This is a genomic window from Kitasatospora sp. NPDC059827, assembly GCF_042731675.1.
Lineage (GTDB): Bacteria > Actinomycetota > Actinomycetes > Streptomycetales > Streptomycetaceae > Kitasatospora.
In genome coordinates this window covers 1-19621 of sequence record NZ_JBHWIV010000003.1, presented here as the reverse complement: position 1 = coordinate 19621, position 19621 = coordinate 1, and the positions used below count along the sequence as shown (strand labels likewise).

Here is a 19621-nt window from a genome sequence, read left to right as displayed (position 1 = left end):
GACGAAGGACTGAAGCACCATGACTGACGCACTGAAGCGCCTCAGCGACGAAGGCGTTGCGATCTGGCTGGACGACCTCAGCCGCGCGCGGCTGAACTCCGGCAACCTGGCCGAGCTGGTGCAGAACAAGCACGTGGTGGGTGTCACCACCAACCCGACCATCTTCCAGAAGGCCATCGCCGGCAGCGGCGACAGCTCCTACGACGGCCAGCTGCGCGACCTCGCCGTCCGCGGGGTCACCACCGACGAGGCGATCCGCATGATCACCACCTCGGACGTGCGCGACGCCGCGGACGTGCTGCGCCCGGTCTACGACGCCTCCAACGGCCGTGACGGCCGGGTCTCCATCGAGGTCGACCCGCGTCTGGCGCACGAGACCGCCCCGACCGTGGCCGAGGCCAAGCAGCTGTGGTGGCTGGTCGACCGCCCGAACGTCCTGATCAAGATCCCCGCCACCAAGGCCGGCCTGCCGGCCATCGCCGCGGTCATCGGCCTGGGCATCAGCGTCAACGTCACGCTGATCTTCTCGCTGGAGCGATACAAGGCCGTCATCGACGCCTACCTGACCGGCCTGGAGGCCGCCAAGGCCAAGGGCCTGGACCTCTCCCAGATCGAGTCGGTGGCCTCCTTCTTCGTGTCCCGCGTGGACACCGAGATCGACAAGCGCCTGGACAAGATCGGCGGCGACGCCAAGGACCTGCGCTCCAAGGCCGCGCTGGCCAACGCCCGCCTCGCCTACCAGGCGTACGAGGAGGTCTTCGGCTCGGTCGACGGCAGGACCGCCGGCAGCGCCCGCTGGAAGGCCCTGGAGGACGCGGGCGCCAAGCCGCAGCGCCCGCTGTGGGCCTCGACCGGCGTCAAGGACCCGGCCCTGCCGGACACCCTGTACGTCACCGAGCTGGTCGCCCCGGGCACCGTCAACACCATGCCCGAGGCCACCCTGGACGCCACCGGCGACCACGGTGTGGTCACCGGCAACACCATCGTCCCCAACTACGCCGACGCCAAGGCCGTCCTGGACGCCATCGCGGCCGCCGGCGTGGACTACGACGACGTCGTCCAGGTGCTGGAGGACGAGGGCGTGCAGAAGTTCGAGCAGTCCTGGCAGGAGCTGCTCGACACCGTCACCGCCTCGCTGGCCGCGTTCGCCAACGAGAAGTGAACCCCCGCTCACACAGCCAGCGCACGAAAGCGGAGCACACCAAGTGAGCACTGATTTCCCCGAGTTGACGTCGGAATCGGACGCGGACGACCTCCCGGCCGCCCCCGTCAACCCGCTTCGTGACCCCTCCGACCGGCGGCTCCCGCGCATCGCGGGGCCGTCCGGCCTGGTCATCTTCGGGGTCACCGGCGACCTGTCCCGCAAGAAGCTGATGCCGGCCATCTACGACCTGGCCAACCGGGGTCTGCTGCCGCCGGGCTTCTCCCTGGTGGGCTTCGCCCGCCGCGAGTGGGAGGACGAGGACTTCGCCAAGGAGGTCCACGACGCGGTCAAGGAGCACGCCCGGACCCAGTTCCGGGAGGAGGTCTGGCAGCAGCTCGCCAAGGGCATGCGCTTCGTCCAGGGCACCTTCGACGACGACGAGGCCTTCGACAAGCTCCGCGAGACCATCGAGGAGCTGGACAAGGCCCAGGGCACCGGCGGCAACTTCGCCTTCTACCTGTCCGTCCCGCCGAAGTTCTTCCCCACGGTCGTCCAGCAGCTCAAGAAGCACGGCCTGGCCGACCCGCCGCAGGGCTCCTGGCGCCGCGCCGTCATCGAGAAGCCCTTCGGCCACGACCTGGAGAGCGCCCAGGAGCTCAACAAGGTCGTCCACGAGGTCTTCCCGCGCGACGAGGTCTTCCGGATCGACCACTACCTGGGCAAGGAGACGGTCCAGAACATCCTGGCGCTGCGCTTCGCCAACCAGATGTTCGAGCCGATCTGGAACCGGTCGTACGTCGACCACGTGCAGATCACCATGGCCGAGGACATCGGCATCGGCGGCCGGGCCGGCTACTACGACGGCATCGGCTCCGCCCGTGACGTCATCCAGAACCACCTGCTCCAGCTGATGGCGCTCACCGCCATCGAGGAGCCGGCGTCCTTCCACCCGAAGGCGCTGGTGGCCGAGAAGCTCAAGGTGCTCAGCGCCGTCAAGCTCCCGGCCGACCTCGGCCGGCACACCGTGCGCGGCCAGTACGCGGCCGGCTGGCAGGGCGGCGAGGAGGTGGTCGGCTACCTGGACGAGGACGGCATCAACCCGGACTCCAAGACCGACACCTACGCGGCCATCAAGCTGGAGATCAACAACCGCCGCTGGGCGGGCGTCCCGTTCTACCTGCGCACCGGCAAGCGGCTGGGCCGCCGGGTCACCGAGATCGCGGTGGTCTTCCAGCGCGCCCCGTACCTGCCGTTCGACTCCTACGCGACCGAGGAGCTGGGGCAGAACGCCCTGGTCATCCGGGTCCAGCCGGACGAGGGCGTGACGGTGCGGTTCGGCTCCAAGGTACCGGGCACCTCCTTCGAGGTCCGGGACGTCACGATGGACTTCGCCTACGGCGAGTCCTTCACCGAGTCCAGCCCGGAGGCGTACGAGCGGCTCATCCTCGACGTGCTGCTCGGCGACGCCAACCTGTTCCCGCGCCACCAGGAGGTCGAGCTCTCCTGGCAGATCCTCGACCCGATCGAGAAGTACTGGGACGCCCACGGCAAGCCCGCCCAGTACGCGGCGGGCACCTGGGGCCCCACCGAGGCGGACGAGATGCTCGCACGAGACGGCAGGAGCTGGCGGCGGCCATGAAGATCGACCTCACCAACACGACGTCCAGCAAGATCAACGCCGCGCTGATGGAGGCGCGCCGGACCAGCGGCTCCACCGCCGCCGGCATGGTGCTCACCCTGGTCATCGTGACCGACGAGGGCAGCGCCTACGACGCCCTCAAGGCCGCCAACGAGGCCTCCCGCGAGCACCCGATGCGCACCCTCGCGGTGATCAAGCGCGCCGGCCGCTCGCCCCGGGCCCGCGCCGAGACCCGGCTGGACGCCGAGATCCTGGTCGGCTCGGACGCCGGCTCCGGAGAAACGGTCATCCTGCGCATGCACGGCGAACTCGCCTCGCACGCCCAGTCGGTGGTCCTGCCGCTGCTGCTGCCGGACGCCCCGACCGTGGTCTGGTGGCCGGACAACGCGCCGCAGCACCCGGCGCAGGACCCGCTGGGCGCGCTCGCCCAGCGCCGGATCACCGACGCCGTCACCGCCGAGTCCCCGGTCGGCCAGCTCGCCCAGCGGGCCCAGAGCTACACCCCGGGCGACACCGACCTGGCCTGGACCCGGATCACCGGCTGGCGCTCGATGCTGGCCGCCGCGCTGGACCAGCGGCCGGCCGCCGTCAACTCGGTGGTGGTCGAGGGCGAGTCCTACAACCCCAGCGTCGAGCTGCTCGGCCTGTGGCTGCTCAACCGGCTGAATGTGCCGGTCGAGCGGGTCGTCACCGGCGGCCCCGGCATCACCGCGGTGCACCTGCGCACCAAGGACGGGGACATCACCCTGGACCGTCCGGACGGCCTGATGGGCACGCTCTCCATGCCCGGTTCGCCGGACCGCCAGGTGGCGCTCAAGCGGCGCGAGACCTCGGAGCTGATCGCCGAGGAGCTGCGCCGGCTGGACCCGGACGACATCTACTCGTCGGCCGTGCGCACGTCCGTCGAGCGGCTGCGCGAGCCCTCGGAGCAGACCGCCCCGGTGGCCGCGGCCGAGCCCGTCGCCGACGCGGCGGCCGCGGCCGCCGACGCCGCGGTGGCCAACCCGGCCCGGGTGACCGCCGACGCGGACAAGCCCGCCGCGAAGAAGGCCGCGGGCAAGCGCGCCGCCAAGGGCAGCGCATGACGGCCGCGACCCCGCAGCTGGTCGTCCACCGGGACAAGGAGCTGATGGCCCAGGCGGCCGCGGCCCGACTGATCACCCGGATCGTGGACGCCCAGGCCGCCCGCGGCACCGCCTCGGTGGTGCTCACCGGCGGCCGCAACGGCAACGCCCTGCTGGCCGCGATCGCCGCCTCCCCGGCGCGCGACGCGGTCGACTGGGGCCGGCTGGACCTGTGGTGGGGCGACGAGCGCTTCGTCCCCGCCGCCGACCCGGACCGCAACGCCGTCCAGGCCCGCGCCGAGCTGCTGGACGCCGTCCCGCTCGACCCGGCGCGGGTGCACGAGATGCCCGCCTCGGACGGGGTGGACGGCTCGGACGTGGAGGCGGCCGCCGCCCGCTACGCGGAGGAGCTGGCCAAGGCCGCCGGACCGGGCGACCGGCTCGGCGTCCCGGCCTTCGACGTGCTGCTGCTCGGCGTCGGCCCGGACACCCACGTCGCCTCGCTCTTCCCGGAGCACCCGGGCGTGCGGGAGACCGAGCTGACCGTGATCGGCGTGCGCGGGGCCCCCAAGCCCCCGCCGACCCGGGTCTCGCTCACCCTCCCGGCGATCCGGGCGGCCCGCGAGGTCTGGCTGCTGGCCGCCGGCGAGGACAAGGCGGGCGCGGTCGCGCTGGCCCTGTCCGGCCCCGGCGAGCTCCAGGCGCCCGCCTCTGGCGCGTACGGCCGCAGCCGCACCCTGTGGCTGCTGGACCGCGCCGCCGCCGAACGGATCCCGCCGCAGCTGTACCCGCCGGCCTCGGCGTAACAACCGCAGCAGCCGTAACAGCCGCAGCAGCCGCAGCGACCGGGACGGCAAGGCAACGCCGGAACAGCAGGAACGCCGAAGGGCGCCCCCGTCACTCGACGGGTGGCGCCCTTTGTCGTCAGCTCCTCAGATCTCGCCGCGCAGCTTGGCCAGCGCCTCGGCGAGGATCGCCTCGCCGTCGGCGTCGGTGCGCCGCTCCCGGACGTAGGCGAGGTGGGTCTTGTACGGCTCGTTGCGCGAGGGCGCCGGCGGGTTGTGCTCGTCCTGCCCGGCCGGGAAGCCGCAGCGCGGGCAGTCCCAGGTGTCCGGGATGACGGCCTCGGCGGCGAAGCTGGGGCGCGTCTCGTGCTTGTTGGCGCACCAGAAGGAGATCCTGTTGCGCGGAGCGGACTCGCCGCGCTCCGCCTCCCCCATCGGGCCTGCCCCGACCCTGCTCCCACGGATGGCGTTGCCACTTGCCACGGTCTGACTCCCTGCGTGCTGGTGCGCCGACCCGCCGCGGTGCGCGTCGGTGGCGAAAGTCGTCCTAGTGTAAGCAGGACTTAAGCCTCCGCCACCATCGCCTCCGCCCCCGACCGTCCCAGGATAGGCGCTCGGGCGACGGGGCGTCAGGGCTGCGTCAGCTCTTGTACTTCAGGACCAGGCCCAGCGCCATGATGGAGGCGAACCAGCCGACGCCGACCACGATGGTGATGCGGTCCAGGTTGCGCTCGGCCACCGCCGAACCGCCACCGGTGGACATGGCACCGCCACCGAACATGTCCGACAGGCCGCCGCCCTTCCCCTTGTGCAGGAGCACCAGCAGGATCATCAGCAGGCTGAAGATGATCAGGGCAATCGAGAACCCGAGAACCACGACCGGACCAACTCTCTCGTATCTTCGGCGACGGGGCCGGACCGCTGTCGGCGGTCCGGCCCCAAAGCCTACGTTGCTGCGGCGGCGTTAGCCTACTGCCTGCTCACGGTAGCGCACGATCTTGACGAACTCGTCGGCGTCCAGCGAGGCACCGCCGATCAGGCCGCCGTCGATGTCGGGCTTGGCCATCAGGCCGGCCGCGCTCGACGACTTGACCGAACCGCCGTACAGCACACGGACCTTGTCGGCCAGCTCGGCGCTGTACAGCTCGGCCAGGCGGACCCGGATCGCGGCGCAGACCTCCTGCGCGTCCTCCGGGGTGGCCACCTCGCCGGTGCCGATCGCCCAGACCGGCTCGTAGGCGACCACGATCGACTCGGCCTGGTCCGCCGGGACGCCCTCCAGGGCGCCGTCCAGCTGGGCCAGGGTGTGCTCGACGTGGGTGCCGGCCTTGCGGATCTCCAGCGGCTCGCCGATGCACAGGATCGGGGTGACCCCGGCCCGGTAGGCGGCCTTGACCTTGGCGTTGACGATCTCCTCGTTCTCGCCGTGGTACTGGCGGCGCTCCGAGTGGCCGATCACCGCGTAGGTGCACTGGAGCTTGGCCAGCATCGGTCCGGAGACCTCGCCGGTGTAGGCGCCGCCGTCGTGCCGCGAGATGTCCTGCGAGCCGTACTTGATCTTCAACTTGTCGCCGAAGACCAGGGTCTGCACCGACCGCAGGTCGGTGAACGGCACCAGGACGGCGACCTCGACGGCCTCGTAGTCCTTGTCGGCCAGCGCGAAGGCCAGCTTCTGGGTGTGCTGGATGGCCTCGAGGTGGTTGAGGTTCATCTTCCAGTTGCCCGCCATCAGCGGGAGACGCTCAGTCATGTGTTTCTCAGTCCTCCAGGGCGGCGAGACCGGGGAGGGTCTTGCCCTCCAGGTACTCGAGGCTCGCGCCACCGCCGGTCGAGATGTGTCCGAAGGCGTTCTCGTCGAAGCCCAGGATGCGGACGGCCGCAGCGGAGTCGCCGCCACCGACCACGGTGAACGCGTCGCTGTCGACCAGGGCCTGGGCGACGGCCTTGGTGCCCTCGGCGAAGGTCGGGTGCTCGAAGACGCCCACCGGGCCGTTCCAGAACACGGTCTTGGCGTCGGCCAGCTTCGAGGCGAACAGCTCGCGGGTCTTCGGGCCGATGTCCAGGCCCTCCTTGTCCGCGGGGATCTTGTCCGCGTCGACGATCGCGAAGTCCTCGACCGGCGCGTGGGTCTTGGTGTCGGGGAAGGATGCGGAGACCGCGACGTCCACCGGCAGGACGAACTCGACGCCGTTCTGCTTCGCCCGCTCCAGGTACTCCAGGACGGTGTCGACCTGGTCCTTCTGCAGCAGCGAGATGCCGACCTCGTTGCCCAGCGCGTACAGGAAGGTGTACGCCATGCCGCCGCCGATCAGGATGCGGTCGGCCTTGCCGAGCAGGTTGTCGATCACGCCGACCTTGTCCGAGACCTTGGAGCCGCCGAGCACCACCACGTACGGGCGCTCGACCTCCTCGGTGAGGCGCTTCAGCACGCCGACCTCGGTGGCGATCAGGTCGCCGACGGCGTGCGGCAGCAGGCCGGGCAGGTCGTACACCGAGGCGTGCTTGCGGTGCACGGCGCCGAAGCCGTCGCCGACGTACAGGTCGGCCAGGGCGGCCAGCCGCTCGGCGAAGGCCTTGCGCTCGGCGTCGTCCTTGCTGGTCTCACCGGCGTTGAAGCGCAGGTTCTCCAGCAGCGCGACCTCGCCGCCGGACAGCGCGGCGACGGTGGCCGTGGCGGACTCGCCCACGGTGTCGGTGGCGAAGGCGACCGGCTTGCCGAGGATCTCGCCGAGCCGCTCGGCGACCGGGGCGAGCGAGAACTGCGGGTCCGGCTCACCCTTGGGGCGGCCGAGGTGGGAGGCGACGACGACCCTGGCGCCGCGCTCGACGAGCTTGGCGATGGTCGGCGCCACGGCGCGGATCCGGCCGTCGTCGGTGATCCGGCCGTCCGACAGCGGGACGTTCAGGTCGGCGCGCACGAAGACGCGCTTGCCGGCGACGTCCAGGTCTTCGATGGTCTTCACGGGTTCTTCTGTCTCCTGGGGAGATGGTTGATGCGCAGAGGCGGCACGGCGCAGGGGCCGCCTGAGAAGTCCTTGTACGCAGAACGAGGGCCCGGTCGGCACGTTGTCGCCGTCCGGGCCCTCGCCCCTACATCACGTCAGCTCCCACTGCGTCAGAGCTGGCCACCGACGAGGGTGACCAGGTCCACGACGCGGTTCGAGTAGCCCCACTCGTTGTCGTACCAGCCGAGCACCTTGACCTGGTTGCCCTGGACCATGGTGAGCTGCGAGTCGAAGATGCAGGAGGCCGGGTCGTTGACGATGTCCGACGACACGATCGGGTCCTCGGTGTAGGCCAGGATGCCCTTGAGGGAACCCTCCGCCGCCTTCTGGAAGGCCGCGTTGACCTCCTCCTTGGTGACCTCGCGCTCCAGGGTGACGACCAGGTCGGTGATCGAGCCGGTCGGGACCGGGACGCGCAGCGAGGTGCCGTCCAGCTTGCCCTTCAGCTCCGGCAGGACCAGGGCGGTCGCCTTGGCGGCACCGGTCGAGGTCGGGATGATGTTCTGCGAGGCCGCACGAGCACGGCGCAGGTCCTTGTGCGGGAAGTCCAGGGTCACCTGGTCGTTGGTGAACGCGTGGACGGTGGTCATCAGACCCTTGACGATGCCGAAGCTCTCGTTCAGCACCTTCGCCATCGGCGCCACGCAGTTCGTGGTGCAGGAGGCGTTGGAGATGATGTGGTGGTTGGCGGCGTCGTACTTCTCGTCGTTGACACCCAGGACGATGGTGACGTCCTCGTCGGTGGCGGGCGCCGAGATGATGACCTTCTTCGCACCGGCGGCGAGGTGCTTCTTCGCAGCCTCGGCCTTGGTGAAGATGCCGGTGGACTCGACGACGATGTCGACGCCCAGGGCGGCCCACGGCAGGTTGGCGGGGTCACGCTCGGCGGTCACCTTGAAGGTGTGGCCGTCGACGGTGATGCTGTCCTCGGTGTGCGAGACCTCGGCCTGGAGGGTGCCCAGGGTGGTGTCGTACTTGAGCAGGTGAGCCAGGGTCTTCGTGTCGGTGAGGTCGTTGACACCGACGATCTCGATGTCCGCGCCCTGGGCCTTGACGGCGCGGAAGAAGTTGCGGCCGATGCGGCCGAAGCCGTTGATGCCTACCCGGATCGTCACGAACCGATCTCCTCGTTAGGTACGCCGGCGCTGAGCCGACGGGGATGAGATTTGGGAAGTCCCCGACCGCCTACGACCCTACCTCTCCCGACCCTGGGAGGGCACATCGCGCCACCTGGCAAGACGTGGCGTGGCGCGTTCCGGGGCCCTCCGTCCTTACCCCTCCGGGCCGTTGGTCCTGGTCAAGTGGTCTTGACCAATTTCGGATCCCCGTCCGACCCCCGTCCGACCCCGGACACGACGACGGCCGGTGCCCGGAATCCGGACACCGACCGAAGATCGGTCATCGACCGCGAACGATCAGTTGAGCGCCATCTCGTCCGTCAGGTTGGCCTCGGTGCTCGGCAGGCCCAGCTCGGCCGCCCGCTTGTCGGCCATCGCCAGCAGGCGGCGGATCCGGCCGGCCACCGCGTCCTTGGTCAGCGGCGGGTCGGCGAGCGCGCCCAGCTCCTCCAGCGAGGCCTGCTTGTGCTGCATCCGCAGCTGGCCGGCCGCCGCCAGGTGCTCGGGCACCTCCTCGCCGAGGATCTCCAGCGCGCGCTGCACCCGGGCGCCGGCCGCCACCGCGGCGCGGGCCGAGCGGCGCAGGTTGGCGTCGTCGAAGTTGGCGAGCCGGTTCGCGGTGGCCCGGACCTCGCGCCGCATCCGGCGCTCCTCCCAGGCGAGCACCGACTCGTGCGCCCCCAGCCGGGTCAGCAGCGCGCCGATCGCGTCACCGTCGCGGATGACCACCCGGTCCACCCCGCGCACCTCGCGGGCCTTGGCCGGGATGCCGAGCCGGCGGGCCGCGCCGACCAGGGCCAGCGCCGCCTCCGAGCCGGGGCAGGTGATCTCCAGCGAGGAGGAGCGGCCCGGCTCGGTGAGCGAGCCGTGCGCCAGGAAGGCCCCGCGCCAGGCGGCCTCGGCGTCGCAGGTGGCCCCGGAGACGACTGCCGGGGGCAGGCCCCGGATCGGCCGGCCGCGGCCGTCCACCAGCCCGGTCTGGCGCGCGAGCAGCTCGCCGTCCTTGACCACCCGGACGACGAAGCGGCTGCCGCGGCGCAGGCCGCCGGGCGCCATCACCACGAGGTCGGAGGAGTGCCCGAAGATCTCCAGCAGGTCCTTGCGCAGCCGCCGCGCCGCCGCGCCGGTGTCCAGCTCCGCCTCGATCACGATGCGGCCGCTCACGATGTGCAGCCCGCCCGCGAACCGCAGGATCGCCGACACCTCAGCCTTGCGACAGCAGGCCCGGGTGACCGGGAGCCGGCTGATCTCGTCCTTCACCGCTGGAGTCATCGCCATGGCCCGATCCTTCCATGTGTCCGGAAAATCCGGTCGTACGCGGCTGCCAACAGCTCCGGGTCGTGTCGCGGGGTGCCGTCGGTGCGGGCCACCGTGCCGAGCACCAGTGCGGCACCCATCCGCTCGGCGGCCTTCTCCAGTCCGGCCAGGTCCGCCTGGCCGAAGGCGCCGCCCGTGACGGCGCGCTCGTCCACCAGGATCGCATCCACCGCGAGGTCGGGAGCGTGGTCGGCGATGACCTCCAGGTGGCGCTGCGGGGTGAAGCCCTCGGTCTCCCCGGGCTGCGGGGCCAGGTTCAGGGTGAGCAGGCGGCGGGCGCGGGTCTCCACCAGCGCCTTGGCCAGCTCGGGCACCAGCAGGTGCGGCAGCACGCTGGTGAACCAGGAGCCGGGGCCGAGCACCACCCAGTCCGCCTCCCGGACCGCCGTGACGGCCTCCGGGACGGCCGGCGGCCCGTCCGGCAGCAGCCGGATCGACTGCACGGTGCCGGGGGTGACGGCCACGTCGGCCTGGCCGCGGACGGCGGTGAGCTCGGCCGGGCGGGCCGGGTCGTGGCCGCGCACGGTGGCCTCGATGTCCAGCGGCACCGCCGACATCGGCAGCACCCGGCCCTGGACGTTCAGCAGCCGGCCGACCCAGTCCAGCGCCGCGACCGGGTCGCCGAGCTTCTCCCACAGCGCCACGATCAGCAGGTTGCCGACGGCGTGGCCGCCCAGCTCGCCGTTGCCGGTGAAGCGCTGCTGGATCACCTCGGACCAGGTGCGGCCCCAGTCGTCGTCCCCGCACAGCGCGGCCAGCGCCTTGCGCAGGTCGCCGGGCGGCAGCACCCCCAGCTCCTCGCGCAGCCGCCCGCTGGAGCCGCCGTCGTCGGCGACGGTGACCACCGCGGTGAGGTCGCTGGTCAGCCGGCGCAGCGCGGACAGCGACGCGGACAGGCCCTGCCCGCCGCCGAGCGCCGTGATCCGGGGGGCCGGATTGGCCCGGGCGGGACTGCTCCGCGGCCGACCCGGCGACGGGCCGGCCGCCCGCTCCGCGGTCCTGCTCTGCAGCTGTCGCCCGGGCACGTATCCCGCCACAATCACCTCGCGTTCCTCGGCCCCGCCACCGGCTCCGCCGGCGGCCCGGCAGGGAAGGCGGCGGTTACTCCCGACCCATGTCACGGTGGACGAGCACCGTCTCGACTCCGTCGGCGATGAGACGCTTGGTCAGACGCTCGGACATGGCGACGCTACGGTGCTTGCCACCGGTGCAGCCTACGGCAAGCGTCATGTAGCGCTTCCCCTCCCTGCGGTAACCCTCGGTGACGATGCGCAGCAGCTCGGCGTAGCCGTTCAGGAACTCGTTGGCGCCGGGCTGCTGGAACACGTAGTCGGCGACGTCCGAGTCGGTGCCGGTACGGGCCCGCAGCTCGGGCACCCAGTGCGGGTTCGGCAGGAAGCGGCAGTCCACCACCAGGTCGGCGTCGACCGGCAGGCCGTACTTGAAGCCGAAGGACATCACGGTGGCGCGCAGCTCGGGCTCGTCGTGGTCGGCGAACTGGGCGTCCAGCTTGGCGCGCAGCTGGTGCACGTTGAGGTTGGAGGTGTCGATCACCAGGTCGGCCTCGCCGCGCAGGTCGCGCAGCAGGTCGCGCTCCTGGGCGATGCCGTCCACGATCCGGCCGTCGGCCTGCAGCGGGTGCGGGCGGCGCACGCTCTCGAAGCGGCGGACCAGCGCGTCGTCGGAGGAGTCCAGGAAGACCACCCGGAGCCGGACGCCGCGCTTCTCCAGCTCGTCCAGCGAGGTCAGCAGGTCGTCGAAGAACTGGCGGCCGCGGACGTCCACGACGACGCCGATCCGGGCGACGTTGCCCTGGGAACGGGCGCCCAGGTCGACCATGGTCGGGATCAGGGCCGGCGGCAGGTTGTCCACCACGAACCAGCCCAGGTCCTCCAGGCACTTCGCTGCGGTGGAGCGGCCGGCTCCGGACATGCCGGAGATGATCACCAGCTCCGGTGCGTTCTCGGCCACGTCTGACACGGTCACTTCGGTTCCCCGCTCTCGGTCTTTCTGCTGGGGAGAACGCGCACGGCACGGCCGCCCTTCCCCGTCCCGGACAGTCCGGCGGGGTCGGGGCGCGCCGACAGACGGGCGGCGTCGGCCGTCATGGCGTCTCCTGGGATGGTGCGGTCTGGGGTGCTGCGGCCACCGGCTCGGCGGCCTCGTCAGCCCCGTCCTCGATGATCTCGCCGGTCGCGGTGTTGACCGCGGGTGCGGCGGGTGTACGGGACGACAACGCCGCCGCAACAGTTTCCGCGGTGCGGCGCCCGATGCCGGGTACCGCGCAGAGTTCGTCGACGGTGGCGGCCCGGAGCCTCTTCAGCGAGCCGAAGTGCTTGAGCAGCGCCTGGCGGCGAGTCTCGCCGAGGCCCGGGACGGAGTCCAGTTCCCCGGCGGTGAGTCGCTTGGAACGCTTGGCGCGCTGGTAGCCGATCGCGAAGCGGTGGGCCTCGTCGCGGACCCGCTGGAGCAGGTAGAGGCCCTCGCTGGAGCGGGGCAGCACGACCGGGTCGTCCTCGCCGGGCAGCCAGACCTCCTCCAGTCGCTTGGCGAGGCCGCACAGCGCGACGTCGTCGATGCCGAGTTCCTCCAGCGCCCGCTGGGCGGCGGCGACCTGGGGCTGTCCGCCGTCGACCACCAGCAGCTGCGGCGGGTAGGCGAAGCGCTTGGGGCGGCCGTCCTCGGTGCGCGGGCCGTCGCCCGGCTGGTCCTCGTCGGGCTCCTCCGGGACGGCCCACTCGCCGGTCTGCTCGCGCTCCTGGAGGTAGCGGCGGAAGCGGCGGCTGATCACCTCGTGCATCGAGCGGACGTCGTCCTGGCCCTCGAAACCCTTGATCTGGAAGCGCCGGTACTCGCTCTTGCGGGCCAGGCCGTCCTCGAAGACGACCATGGAGGCGACCACGTCCTCGCCCTGGAGGTGGGAGATGTCGTAGCACTCGATCCGCAGCGGGACGGAGTCCAGCTCCAGCGCGTCGGCGATCTCCTGGAGGGCGCGGCTGCGGGTGGTCAGGTCGGAGGCGCGCTTGGTCTTGTGCAGGGCCAGCGCGTGCTGGGCGTTGCGCTGCACGGTGGCCATCAGGTCCTTCTTGTCGCCGCGCTGCGGGATCCGCAGGTCGACCTGGCTGCCGCGCAGTCCGCTGAGCCACTCCCGGACGGGGGCGGCCGGTTCGGGCAGGGCGGGGACGAGCACCTCGCGCGGGACGGACTCGTTGCGCTCGTCCGGGCCGGCGCCGCCGTAGAGCTGCTGGAGGGCGTGCTCCACCAGGCCGGCGGTGTCCACGTCCTCGACCTTGTCGGTGACCCAGCCGCGCTGGCCACGCACCCGGCCGCCGCGGACGTGGAAGATCTGGACGGCGGCCTCCAGTTCGTCCTCGGCCACGGCCAGCAGGTCGGCGTCGGTGGCGTCGGCGAGCACGATGGCGTTCTTCTCCATCGCGCGCTTGAGGGCGCCGATGTCGTCCCGCAGCCGGGCCGCCTTCTCGTACTCCATCTCGACCGCGGCCTCCTGCATCTGCTCTTCCAGCCGGCGCAGGTAGTTGCCGGTGCGCCCGGCCATGAAGTCGCAGAAGTCCTCGGCCAGCGCCCGGTGTTCGTCCGCGGAGACCTTGCCGACGCAGGGCGCGGCGCACTTGCCGATGTAGCCGAGCAGGCAGGGGCGGCCGACCTGCCGGGCGCGCTTGAACACGCCGTTGGAGCAGGTGCGGACGGGGAAGACGCGCAGCAGCAGGTCGACGGTCTCGCGGATGGCCCAGGCGTGCCCGTAGGGGCCGAAGTAGCGCACGCCCTTCTTGTGCGCCCCGCGCATCACCTGGACCCTCGGGTACTCCTCGTTGAGGGTGACGGCGAGTTCCGGATAGCTCTTGTCGTCGCGGTACTTGACGTTGAACCGGGGGTCGAACTCCTTGATCCAGGAGTACTCCAGCTGGAGCGCCTCGACCTCGGTGGCGACCACGGTCCACTCCACCGAGGCGGCGGTGGTGACCATGGTCGCGGTGCGCGGGTGCAGGCCGGCGAGGTCCTGGAAGTAGGACGACAGCCGCGGCCGCAGGCTCTTGGCCTTGCCGACGTAGATGACCCGGCCGTGGGCGTCACGGAACTTGTAGACGCCCGGGGAGGTCGGGATCGCGCCCGGCGCCGGGCGGTAGGTGCTCGGGTCAGCCATGGGTCCACCGTACCGAGTTCGGCTGCACGTCGATCAACTGCTTCAGCTCGGAGTGACCTTGAGGTTCCCGCCCTCGACCGTGACGGCGTAGGAGGGCAGCGGGCTGGGGGCCGGGCCGTCCTGCACCGCGCCGTCGGCGATGCCGAACCGGCTGCCGTGGCAGGGGCACTGGATCTGCTCCTTCTTCACCTGGTCCACGATGCAGCCGGCGTGGGTGCACTTGGCGCTGAACGCCTTGTACTGGCCCTCGGTCGGCTGGGTCACCACGATCTTCTGCTCGCGGAACACCGTGCCGCCGCCGACCGGGACGGCCGAGGCCGGGCCGAGGTCCACCGGGCCCTTGGCGGCGCCGCCGGTGTCCGAGGAGCCGGCGGAGGAGCCGCAGCCGGTGACCGCCACGGTGCCGCCGGCCGCCAGCACGGCCGCGGCTCCGCAGAGCAGGGTGCGCCGGGAGGTGGCGGGGCTGGTCTCGGGGGCCTCGGACATCGGTGCGCTCCTACGGTGTGCTGCTGCTGCGAGGGACCACGGAAGTCTATGCCGCACCCGCCCCGCCGCTCCTGGGATGTCCAGGAGGGCGGGACGTCCGGGAACGGCAGGGCGGGCAGGAGCTACTTCTTCGCCGCGGCGGCCCGCTTGCCCGGGGCCTTCTTGACGGCCGCCTTGGCCGCCGGGGCCTTGGCGGCCGTCGCGGCGGCCGCCTTCTTGGCGGGTGCCTTCTTCGCGGGCGCCTTCCTGGCGGGCGCCGCGACCGGGGCGTCGGCGAAGTCGCCCGGCAGGATGTCCCGCAGGAACTTGCCGGTGTGGCTCTCCGGGAAGGCCGCGATCTGCTCCGGGGTGCCCTCGGCGACCACCGTGCCGCCGCCGGAGCCGCCCTCGGGGCCCATGTCGACGACCCAGTCGGCGGTCTTGATCACATCGAGGTTGTGCTCGATCACGATCACCGTGTTGCCCTTGTCCACCAGCCCGCTGAGCACCTTGATCAGCTTGCTGATGTCCTCGAAGTGCAGGCCGGTGGTGGGTTCGTCCAGCACGTAGACCGTCCGCCCGGTGGAGCGCTTCTGCAGCTCGGAGGCGAGCTTGACGCGCTGCGCCTCGCCACCGGAGAGCGTCGGCGCGGACTGGCCGAGCCGGACGTAGCCGAGGCCGACGTCGTTGAGCGTCCGCAGGTGGCGGGCGATCGCCGGGACGGCCTCGAAGAAGGCCAGCCCCTCCTCGATCGGCATGTCCAGCACCTCGGCGATGGACTTGCCCTTGTAGTGCACCTCCAGCGTCTCCCGGTTGTACCGGGCGCCGTGGCACACCTCGCACGGGACGTAGACGTCCGGCAGGAAGTTCATCTCGATCTTGATGGTGCCGTCGCCGGTGCAGTTCTCGCAGCGGCCGCCCTTGACGTTGAAGGAGAACCGGCCGGGCAGGTAGCCGCGGACCTTGGCCTCCTGGGTCTCCGCGAAGAGCCGGCGGACATGGTCGAACACCCCGGTGTAGGTGGCCGGGTTGGAGCGCGGGGTGCGGCCGATCGGCGACTGGTCGACGTGCACCACCTTGTCCACCAGGTCGGTGCCGGTGATCCGGGTGTGCCGGCCGGGCACGCTGCGGGCGCCGTTCAGCTCCCGGGCGAGGTGGGTGTAGAGGATGTCGTTGACCAGCGTCGACTTGCCGGAGCCGGAGACGCCGGTGATCGCCGTGAAGGTGCCGAGCGGGAAGCCGACCGTGACGTCCTTGAGGTTGTGCTCGCGGGCGCCGTGCACCGTCAGCTGGCGCTTCTTGTCCCGCTCGCGGCGGGCGGCCGGGATCGGGATGGACCTCTTGCCGGAGAGGTACTGCCCGGTCAGCGACTCCTCGTTGGCCAGCAGCCCCTTCAACGCGCCGGAGTGCACCACCTTGCCGCCGTGCTCACCGGCGCCCGGGCCGATGTCCACCACCCAGTCCGCGGTCTTGATGGTGTCCTCGTCGTGCTCGACCACGATCAGGGTGTTGCCGATGTCGCGCAGCCGCACCAGCGTCTCGATCAGCCGGTGGTTGTCGCGCTGGTGCAGGCCGATGGAAGGCTCGTCCAGCACGTACAGCACGCCGACCAGGCCGGAGCCGATCTGGGTGGCCAGCCGGATGCGCTGGGCCTCGCCGCCGGACAGGGTGCCGGCCGCGCGGTCCAGCGAGAGGTAGTCCAGGCCGACGTCGACCAGGAAGCGCAGCCGCTCGTTGACCTCCTTGAGGACCCGCTCGGCGATCTGCTTGTCCCGGTCGTTGAGCCTCATCGCGCCCAGGAACTCGGCGCAGTCGCTGATCGACATCGAGGAGACGTCGGCGATCGACCTGTCCTCGACGGTGACCGCGAGCACCACCGGCTTGAGCCGGGTGCCCTGGCAGGTCGGGCAGGGCACCTCGCGCATGTAGCCCTCGAAGCGCTCGCGGCTGCTGTCGCTCTCCGCCTCGGTGTGCCGGCGCTGGATGAACGGGACGGCGCCCTCGAAACCGGTGCTGTACGAGCGCTCGCGGCCGAAGCGGTTGCGGTAGCGCACCTCCACCTGGTGCTTGTGCCCGTACATCAGCGCCTTCCTGGCGCGGGCGGGCAGCCCGGCCCAGGGGATGTCGGTGCGGAAGCCGAGTTCCCCGGCCAGCGCGTCGATCAGGCGCTGGAAGTACTCCTTGGCGTGCCCGGCCGACCACGGGTGGATCGCGCCCTCGTCGAGCGAGCGCTCGACGTCCGGCACGACCAGCTCCGGGTCGACCTCCATCCGGTTGCCCAGGCCCGAGCAGTCCGGGCAGGCGCCGAACGGCGAGTTGAAGGAGAACGAGCGCGGCTCCAGCTCCTCGAACGACACGTCGTCGTACGGGCAGTAGAGGTGCTCGGAGTACATCTTCTCGCGCTCCGGGTCGCCCTCGGGGAGGTCGACGAAGTCGAGCACGACCATGCCGCCGGACAGCCGCAGGGCCGTCTCCACCGAGTCGGTGAGCCGCCGCTTGGCGCTCTCCTTGACGGTCAGGCGGTCGACGACCACCTCGACGGTGTGCTTCTCCTGCTTCTTGAGCTTCGGCGGCTCGGCGAGCTGGACCGTCTCGCCGTCGACCCGGGCGCGCGAGTAGCCCTTGGACTGGAGGTCGGCGAAGAGGTCGACGAACTCGCCCTTGCGCTCGCGCACCACCGGGCTGAGCACCTGGAATCGGGTGCCCTCGGCGAGCTCCAGCACCTTGTCGACGATCGCCTGCGGCGACTGCTTGGCGATCGGGCGGCCGCAGTGCGGGCAGTGCGGCTTGCCGATCCGGGCGAACAGCAGGCGCAGGTAGTCGTAGACCTCGGTGATGGTGCCGACGGTCGAACGGGGGTTGCGGTTGGTGGACTTCTGGTCGATCGAGACGGCCGGGGAGAGGCCTTCGATGAAGTCGACGTCGGGCTTGTCCATCTGCCCGAGGAACTGCCGGGCGTACGAGGACAGCGACTCGACGTAGCGGCGCTGGCCCTCGGCGAAGATCGTGTCGAAGGCGAGCGAGGACTTGCCGGAGCCGGAGAGGCCCGTGAAGACGATGAGGGAGTCGCGGGGCAGGTCGAGCGAGACGTTCTTGAGGTTGTGCTCGCGAGCACCGCGGACGATGAGGCGGTCGGCCACTGCTTCTGGCGCCTTTCTCCGGACGAGAGGGCTTGCGGTGTGTGGGGTGTTCTTCTTCCAGGATGCGGCAGCCAGCCTATAGCTCAGACGTTCGAATCTCGACTTCGTCCAGTGGAGTCCACCCGAACGAGTGACAGCGCCCGCCGGACCGTCCGTACCCGGACCGAAAAACCCCTGCTCAGGACCGGGAACCGGGCGGTAGCGTCGGCTGGTCAACGAGCGAAGCCCCCTCCGGGCAACGCACCGCCCCGTACAGAAGGCAGATCCGATGACCGACCCGCAGTCCGCAGCCGCGATCGCCGCCGACCACCTGGCCCTGGTGGAGGACGGCACCCGGGCGCTGCTGGAGACCGTCGCCGGGCTGGCGCCCGAGGCCCTCGCCGAGCCCTCCGCGCTCCCCGGCTGGACCCGCGGCCACGTACTCGCCCACGTCTCCCGCAACGCCGACTCCCTGGTCAACCTGCTGACCGGCGCCCGCACCGGCACCGACATCCCGCAGTACGCGAGCGAGCAGGCCCGCGAGGACGGCATCCAGGAGGGCGCCGCCCGCCCGCTGGAGGCCCAGCTCGCCGACCTGCGCGAGTCCCACGAGCACTTCCTGGCGGCCGTCGCGCTGATGACCCCCGAGGACTGGGCCGCCGAGGTGCGCCACCGCTCGGGCGCGGTCTTCCCGGCCTGCGACCTCGTCTGGAAGCGCCTCGGCGAGCTGGAGTACCACCTGGTCGACCTGGACGGCGGCTACACCCCCGCCCGCTGGCCGGAGGTCTTCGCCGTCACCGAGTTCCGCAAGCTCGCCAGCAGGCTGGCCGGCGCCGACCTGCCCGCCGTCGAGCTGGTCGCCGAGGACACCGGGGACAAGGGCCTGATCGGCACCGGCGGCGCCGCCCTCACCGTCCGCGGCCCCGTCCGCGCCCTGCTCGCCTGGCTCTCCGGCCGCTCCGCCGGCGCCGACCTGGCCCGCACCCCCGACACCGCCCTCCCCCCGCTTCCCCCGCTGGGCTGAGGGCGCGAGGATGATCCCGAAACCTGTTTCAGTCGGACCCTGACGAGGAGCGGACGGATGACGTACCACGGAGCGGTCAAGGTCGGCGGGCCGCCGGACGTGCGCGAGCTGGCCCACCTGATCATCAGCAAGGTGGCCGTGGGCCCGTACGACAACAACGCGTACCTGCTGCGCTGCCGGGCCACCGACGAGCAGCTGCTGATCGACGCGGCCGCCGACGCCCCGGTGCTGCTGGAGACGGTCGGGGACGCCCTGGCGACCGTCGTCACCACCCACCGGCACCAGGACCACTGGGGGGCGCTGGCCGAGGTGGTCGCCGCCACCGGCGCCCGCACCGCCGCCGGGGAGCACGACGCCGAGGGCATCCCCGTACCCACCGAGCTGCGGCTCGCGGACGGCGACACCCTGCGGGTCGGCGAGGTCGGGCTCACCGTCCGGCACCTGGTCGGGCACACCCCGGGCGCGATCGTGCTGGTCTACGACGACCCCCAGGGCCACCCGCACGTGTTCACCGGCGACTGCCTCTTCCCGGGCGGCGTCGGCAACACCTGGGGCGACCCGGCGGCCTTCGACAGCCTCTTCCGGGACGTCAACGAGAAGATCTTCGACGTCCTGCCCGACGAGGCCTGGGTCTACCCCGGCCACGGCAACGACACCACCCTCGGCGCCGAGCGCCCGCACCTCGCCGAGTGGCGCGATCGCGGCTGGTAGCCCGCCCCCGGACGCGAAGGGGCCCCGCGACGCCCAGGTCGGCGCCGGGGCCCCGCGCCGGGGGCCCG

At 71.6% G+C, this 19621-nt stretch carries 17 protein-coding genes; 6 read left to right on the top strand and 11 right to left on the bottom strand.

Annotation, left to right across the window (positions count from 1 at the left end; all coding sequences use genetic code 11):
- The first annotated feature begins 19 nt into the window (after positions 1-19).
- From tal to pgl, 4 genes are all read left to right on the top strand, one after another.
- Complete coding sequence (gene tal, locus ACFV8H_RS02380) at positions 20-1162, top strand: transaldolase (RefSeq protein WP_380396172.1); 1143 nt, start codon at positions 20-22, stop codon at positions 1160-1162.
- Between the two features lie 64 nt (positions 1163-1226).
- Positions 1227-2783, top strand: a complete 1557-nt coding sequence (zwf, locus tag ACFV8H_RS02375) for a glucose-6-phosphate dehydrogenase (protein WP_375888493.1) — start codon at positions 1227-1229, stop codon at positions 2781-2783.
- Positions 2780-3868, top strand: coding sequence for a glucose-6-phosphate dehydrogenase assembly protein OpcA (gene opcA, locus ACFV8H_RS02370; RefSeq protein ID WP_380396171.1), 1089 nt, complete (start codon positions 2780-2782; stop codon positions 3866-3868). The genes zwf and opcA overlap by 4 nt, the downstream gene beginning before the upstream one ends.
- Positions 3865-4653 (top strand): 6-phosphogluconolactonase, encoded by a 789-nt coding sequence (pgl, locus tag ACFV8H_RS02365; RefSeq protein WP_375888375.1) that lies wholly within the window; start codon positions 3865-3867, stop codon positions 4651-4653. The genes opcA and pgl overlap by 4 nt, the downstream gene beginning before the upstream one ends.
- A gap of 126 nt (positions 4654-4779) precedes the next feature.
- Here the strand turns inward: pgl and ACFV8H_RS02360 are convergent, their stop codons facing one another.
- The 11 genes from ACFV8H_RS02360 to uvrA form a co-directional block, all read right to left on the bottom strand.
- Positions 4780-5067 carry an RNA polymerase-binding protein RbpA gene (locus ACFV8H_RS02360; protein WP_030308030.1) on the bottom strand — a complete coding sequence of 96 codons (288 nt, stop codon included), beginning with the start codon at positions 5065-5067 and terminating at the stop codon, positions 4780-4782.
- Between the two features lie 205 nt (positions 5068-5272).
- Positions 5273-5509, bottom strand: coding sequence for a preprotein translocase subunit SecG (gene secG, locus ACFV8H_RS02355; protein ID WP_375888373.1), 237 nt, complete (start codon positions 5507-5509; stop codon positions 5273-5275).
- Positions 5510-5596: 87 nt separating this feature from the next.
- Positions 5597-6382 (bottom strand): triose-phosphate isomerase, encoded by a 786-nt coding sequence (gene tpiA, locus ACFV8H_RS02350; protein ID WP_375888370.1) that lies wholly within the window; start codon positions 6380-6382, stop codon positions 5597-5599.
- A 7-nt stretch (positions 6383-6389) separates the two neighbouring features.
- On the bottom strand, positions 6390-7595 hold the full coding sequence (locus tag ACFV8H_RS02345) for a phosphoglycerate kinase (protein ID WP_380396170.1): 1206 nt from the start codon (positions 7593-7595) through the stop codon (positions 6390-6392).
- A 152-nt stretch (positions 7596-7747) separates the two neighbouring features.
- On the bottom strand, positions 7748-8752 hold the full coding sequence (gene gap / locus ACFV8H_RS02340; protein ID WP_375888364.1) for a type I glyceraldehyde-3-phosphate dehydrogenase: 1005 nt from the start codon (positions 8750-8752) through the stop codon (positions 7748-7750).
- Positions 8753-9052: 300 nt separating this feature from the next.
- Complete coding sequence (gene whiA / locus ACFV8H_RS02335) at positions 9053-10033, bottom strand: DNA-binding protein WhiA (protein WP_188308910.1); 981 nt, start codon at positions 10031-10033, stop codon at positions 9053-9055.
- Positions 10024-11109: a uridine diphosphate-N-acetylglucosamine-binding protein YvcK gene (gene yvcK / locus ACFV8H_RS02330; protein ID WP_380396336.1), complete on the bottom strand. Its 1086-nt coding sequence runs from the start codon at positions 11107-11109 to the stop codon at positions 10024-10026. The genes whiA and yvcK overlap by 10 nt, the downstream gene beginning before the upstream one ends.
- A 64-nt stretch (positions 11110-11173) precedes the next feature.
- Positions 11174-12058 carry an RNase adapter RapZ gene (gene rapZ / locus ACFV8H_RS02325; RefSeq protein ID WP_375888361.1) on the bottom strand — a complete coding sequence of 295 codons (885 nt, stop codon included), beginning with the start codon at positions 12056-12058 and terminating at the stop codon, positions 11174-11176.
- Positions 12059-12176: 118 nt separating this feature from the next.
- Positions 12177-14234: an excinuclease ABC subunit UvrC gene (uvrC, locus tag ACFV8H_RS02320; protein WP_375888359.1), complete on the bottom strand. Its 2058-nt coding sequence runs from the start codon at positions 14232-14234 to the stop codon at positions 12177-12179.
- Between the two features lie 42 nt (positions 14235-14276).
- A complete protein-coding gene (locus ACFV8H_RS02315; RefSeq protein WP_380396169.1) occupies positions 14277-14720 on the bottom strand; it encodes a Rieske (2Fe-2S) protein in 444 nt (147 codons plus the stop codon).
- Positions 14721-14842: 122 nt separating this feature from the next.
- Positions 14843-17839 carry an excinuclease ABC subunit UvrA gene (gene uvrA / locus ACFV8H_RS02310; protein ID WP_380396168.1) on the bottom strand — a complete coding sequence of 999 codons (2997 nt, stop codon included), beginning with the start codon at positions 17837-17839 and terminating at the stop codon, positions 14843-14845.
- Between the two features lie 268 nt (positions 17840-18107).
- On the opposite strand from uvrA, the gene ACFV8H_RS02305 reads away from it, so the two are divergent.
- Both ACFV8H_RS02305 and ACFV8H_RS02300 read left to right on the top strand, forming a co-directional pair.
- Positions 18108-18842 (top strand): maleylpyruvate isomerase family mycothiol-dependent enzyme, encoded by a 735-nt coding sequence (locus ACFV8H_RS02305; protein ID WP_380396167.1) that lies wholly within the window; start codon positions 18108-18110, stop codon positions 18840-18842.
- 57 nt (positions 18843-18899) lie between these two features.
- Positions 18900-19553, top strand: coding sequence for an MBL fold metallo-hydrolase (locus ACFV8H_RS02300; protein ID WP_380396166.1), 654 nt, complete (start codon positions 18900-18902; stop codon positions 19551-19553).
- Positions 19554-19621 lie beyond the last annotated feature (68 nt).

What these genes read in the sequence shown, in the direction of transcription:
- uvrC (WP_375888359.1), bottom strand. Translation starts at nt 14,234, where the DNA reads ATGGCTGACCCGAGCACCTACCGCCCGGCGCCGGGCGCGATCCCGACC.
- tal (WP_380396172.1), top strand. Translation starts at nt 20, where the DNA reads ATGACTGACGCACTGAAGCGCCTCAGCGACGAAGGCGTTGCGATCTGG.
- whiA (WP_188308910.1), bottom strand. Translation starts at nt 10,033, where the DNA reads ATGGCGATGACTCCAGCGGTGAAGGACGAGATCAGCCGGCTCCCGGTC.
- opcA (WP_380396171.1), top strand. Translation starts at nt 2,780, where the DNA reads ATGAAGATCGACCTCACCAACACGACGTCCAGCAAGATCAACGCCGCG.
- tpiA (WP_375888370.1), bottom strand. Translation starts at nt 6,382, where the DNA reads ATGACTGAGCGTCTCCCGCTGATGGCGGGCAACTGGAAGATGAACCTC.
- ACFV8H_RS02360 (WP_030308030.1), bottom strand. Translation starts at nt 5,067, where the DNA reads ATGGGGGAGGCGGAGCGCGGCGAGTCCGCTCCGCGCAACAGGATCTCC.
- ACFV8H_RS02315 (WP_380396169.1), bottom strand. Translation starts at nt 14,720, where the DNA reads ATGTCCGAGGCCCCCGAGACCAGCCCCGCCACCTCCCGGCGCACCCTG.
- pgl (WP_375888375.1), top strand. Translation starts at nt 3,865, where the DNA reads ATGACGGCCGCGACCCCGCAGCTGGTCGTCCACCGGGACAAGGAGCTG.
- ACFV8H_RS02305 (WP_380396167.1), top strand. Translation starts at nt 18,108, where the DNA reads ATGACCGACCCGCAGTCCGCAGCCGCGATCGCCGCCGACCACCTGGCC.
- ACFV8H_RS02300 (WP_380396166.1), top strand. Translation starts at nt 18,900, where the DNA reads ATGACGTACCACGGAGCGGTCAAGGTCGGCGGGCCGCCGGACGTGCGC.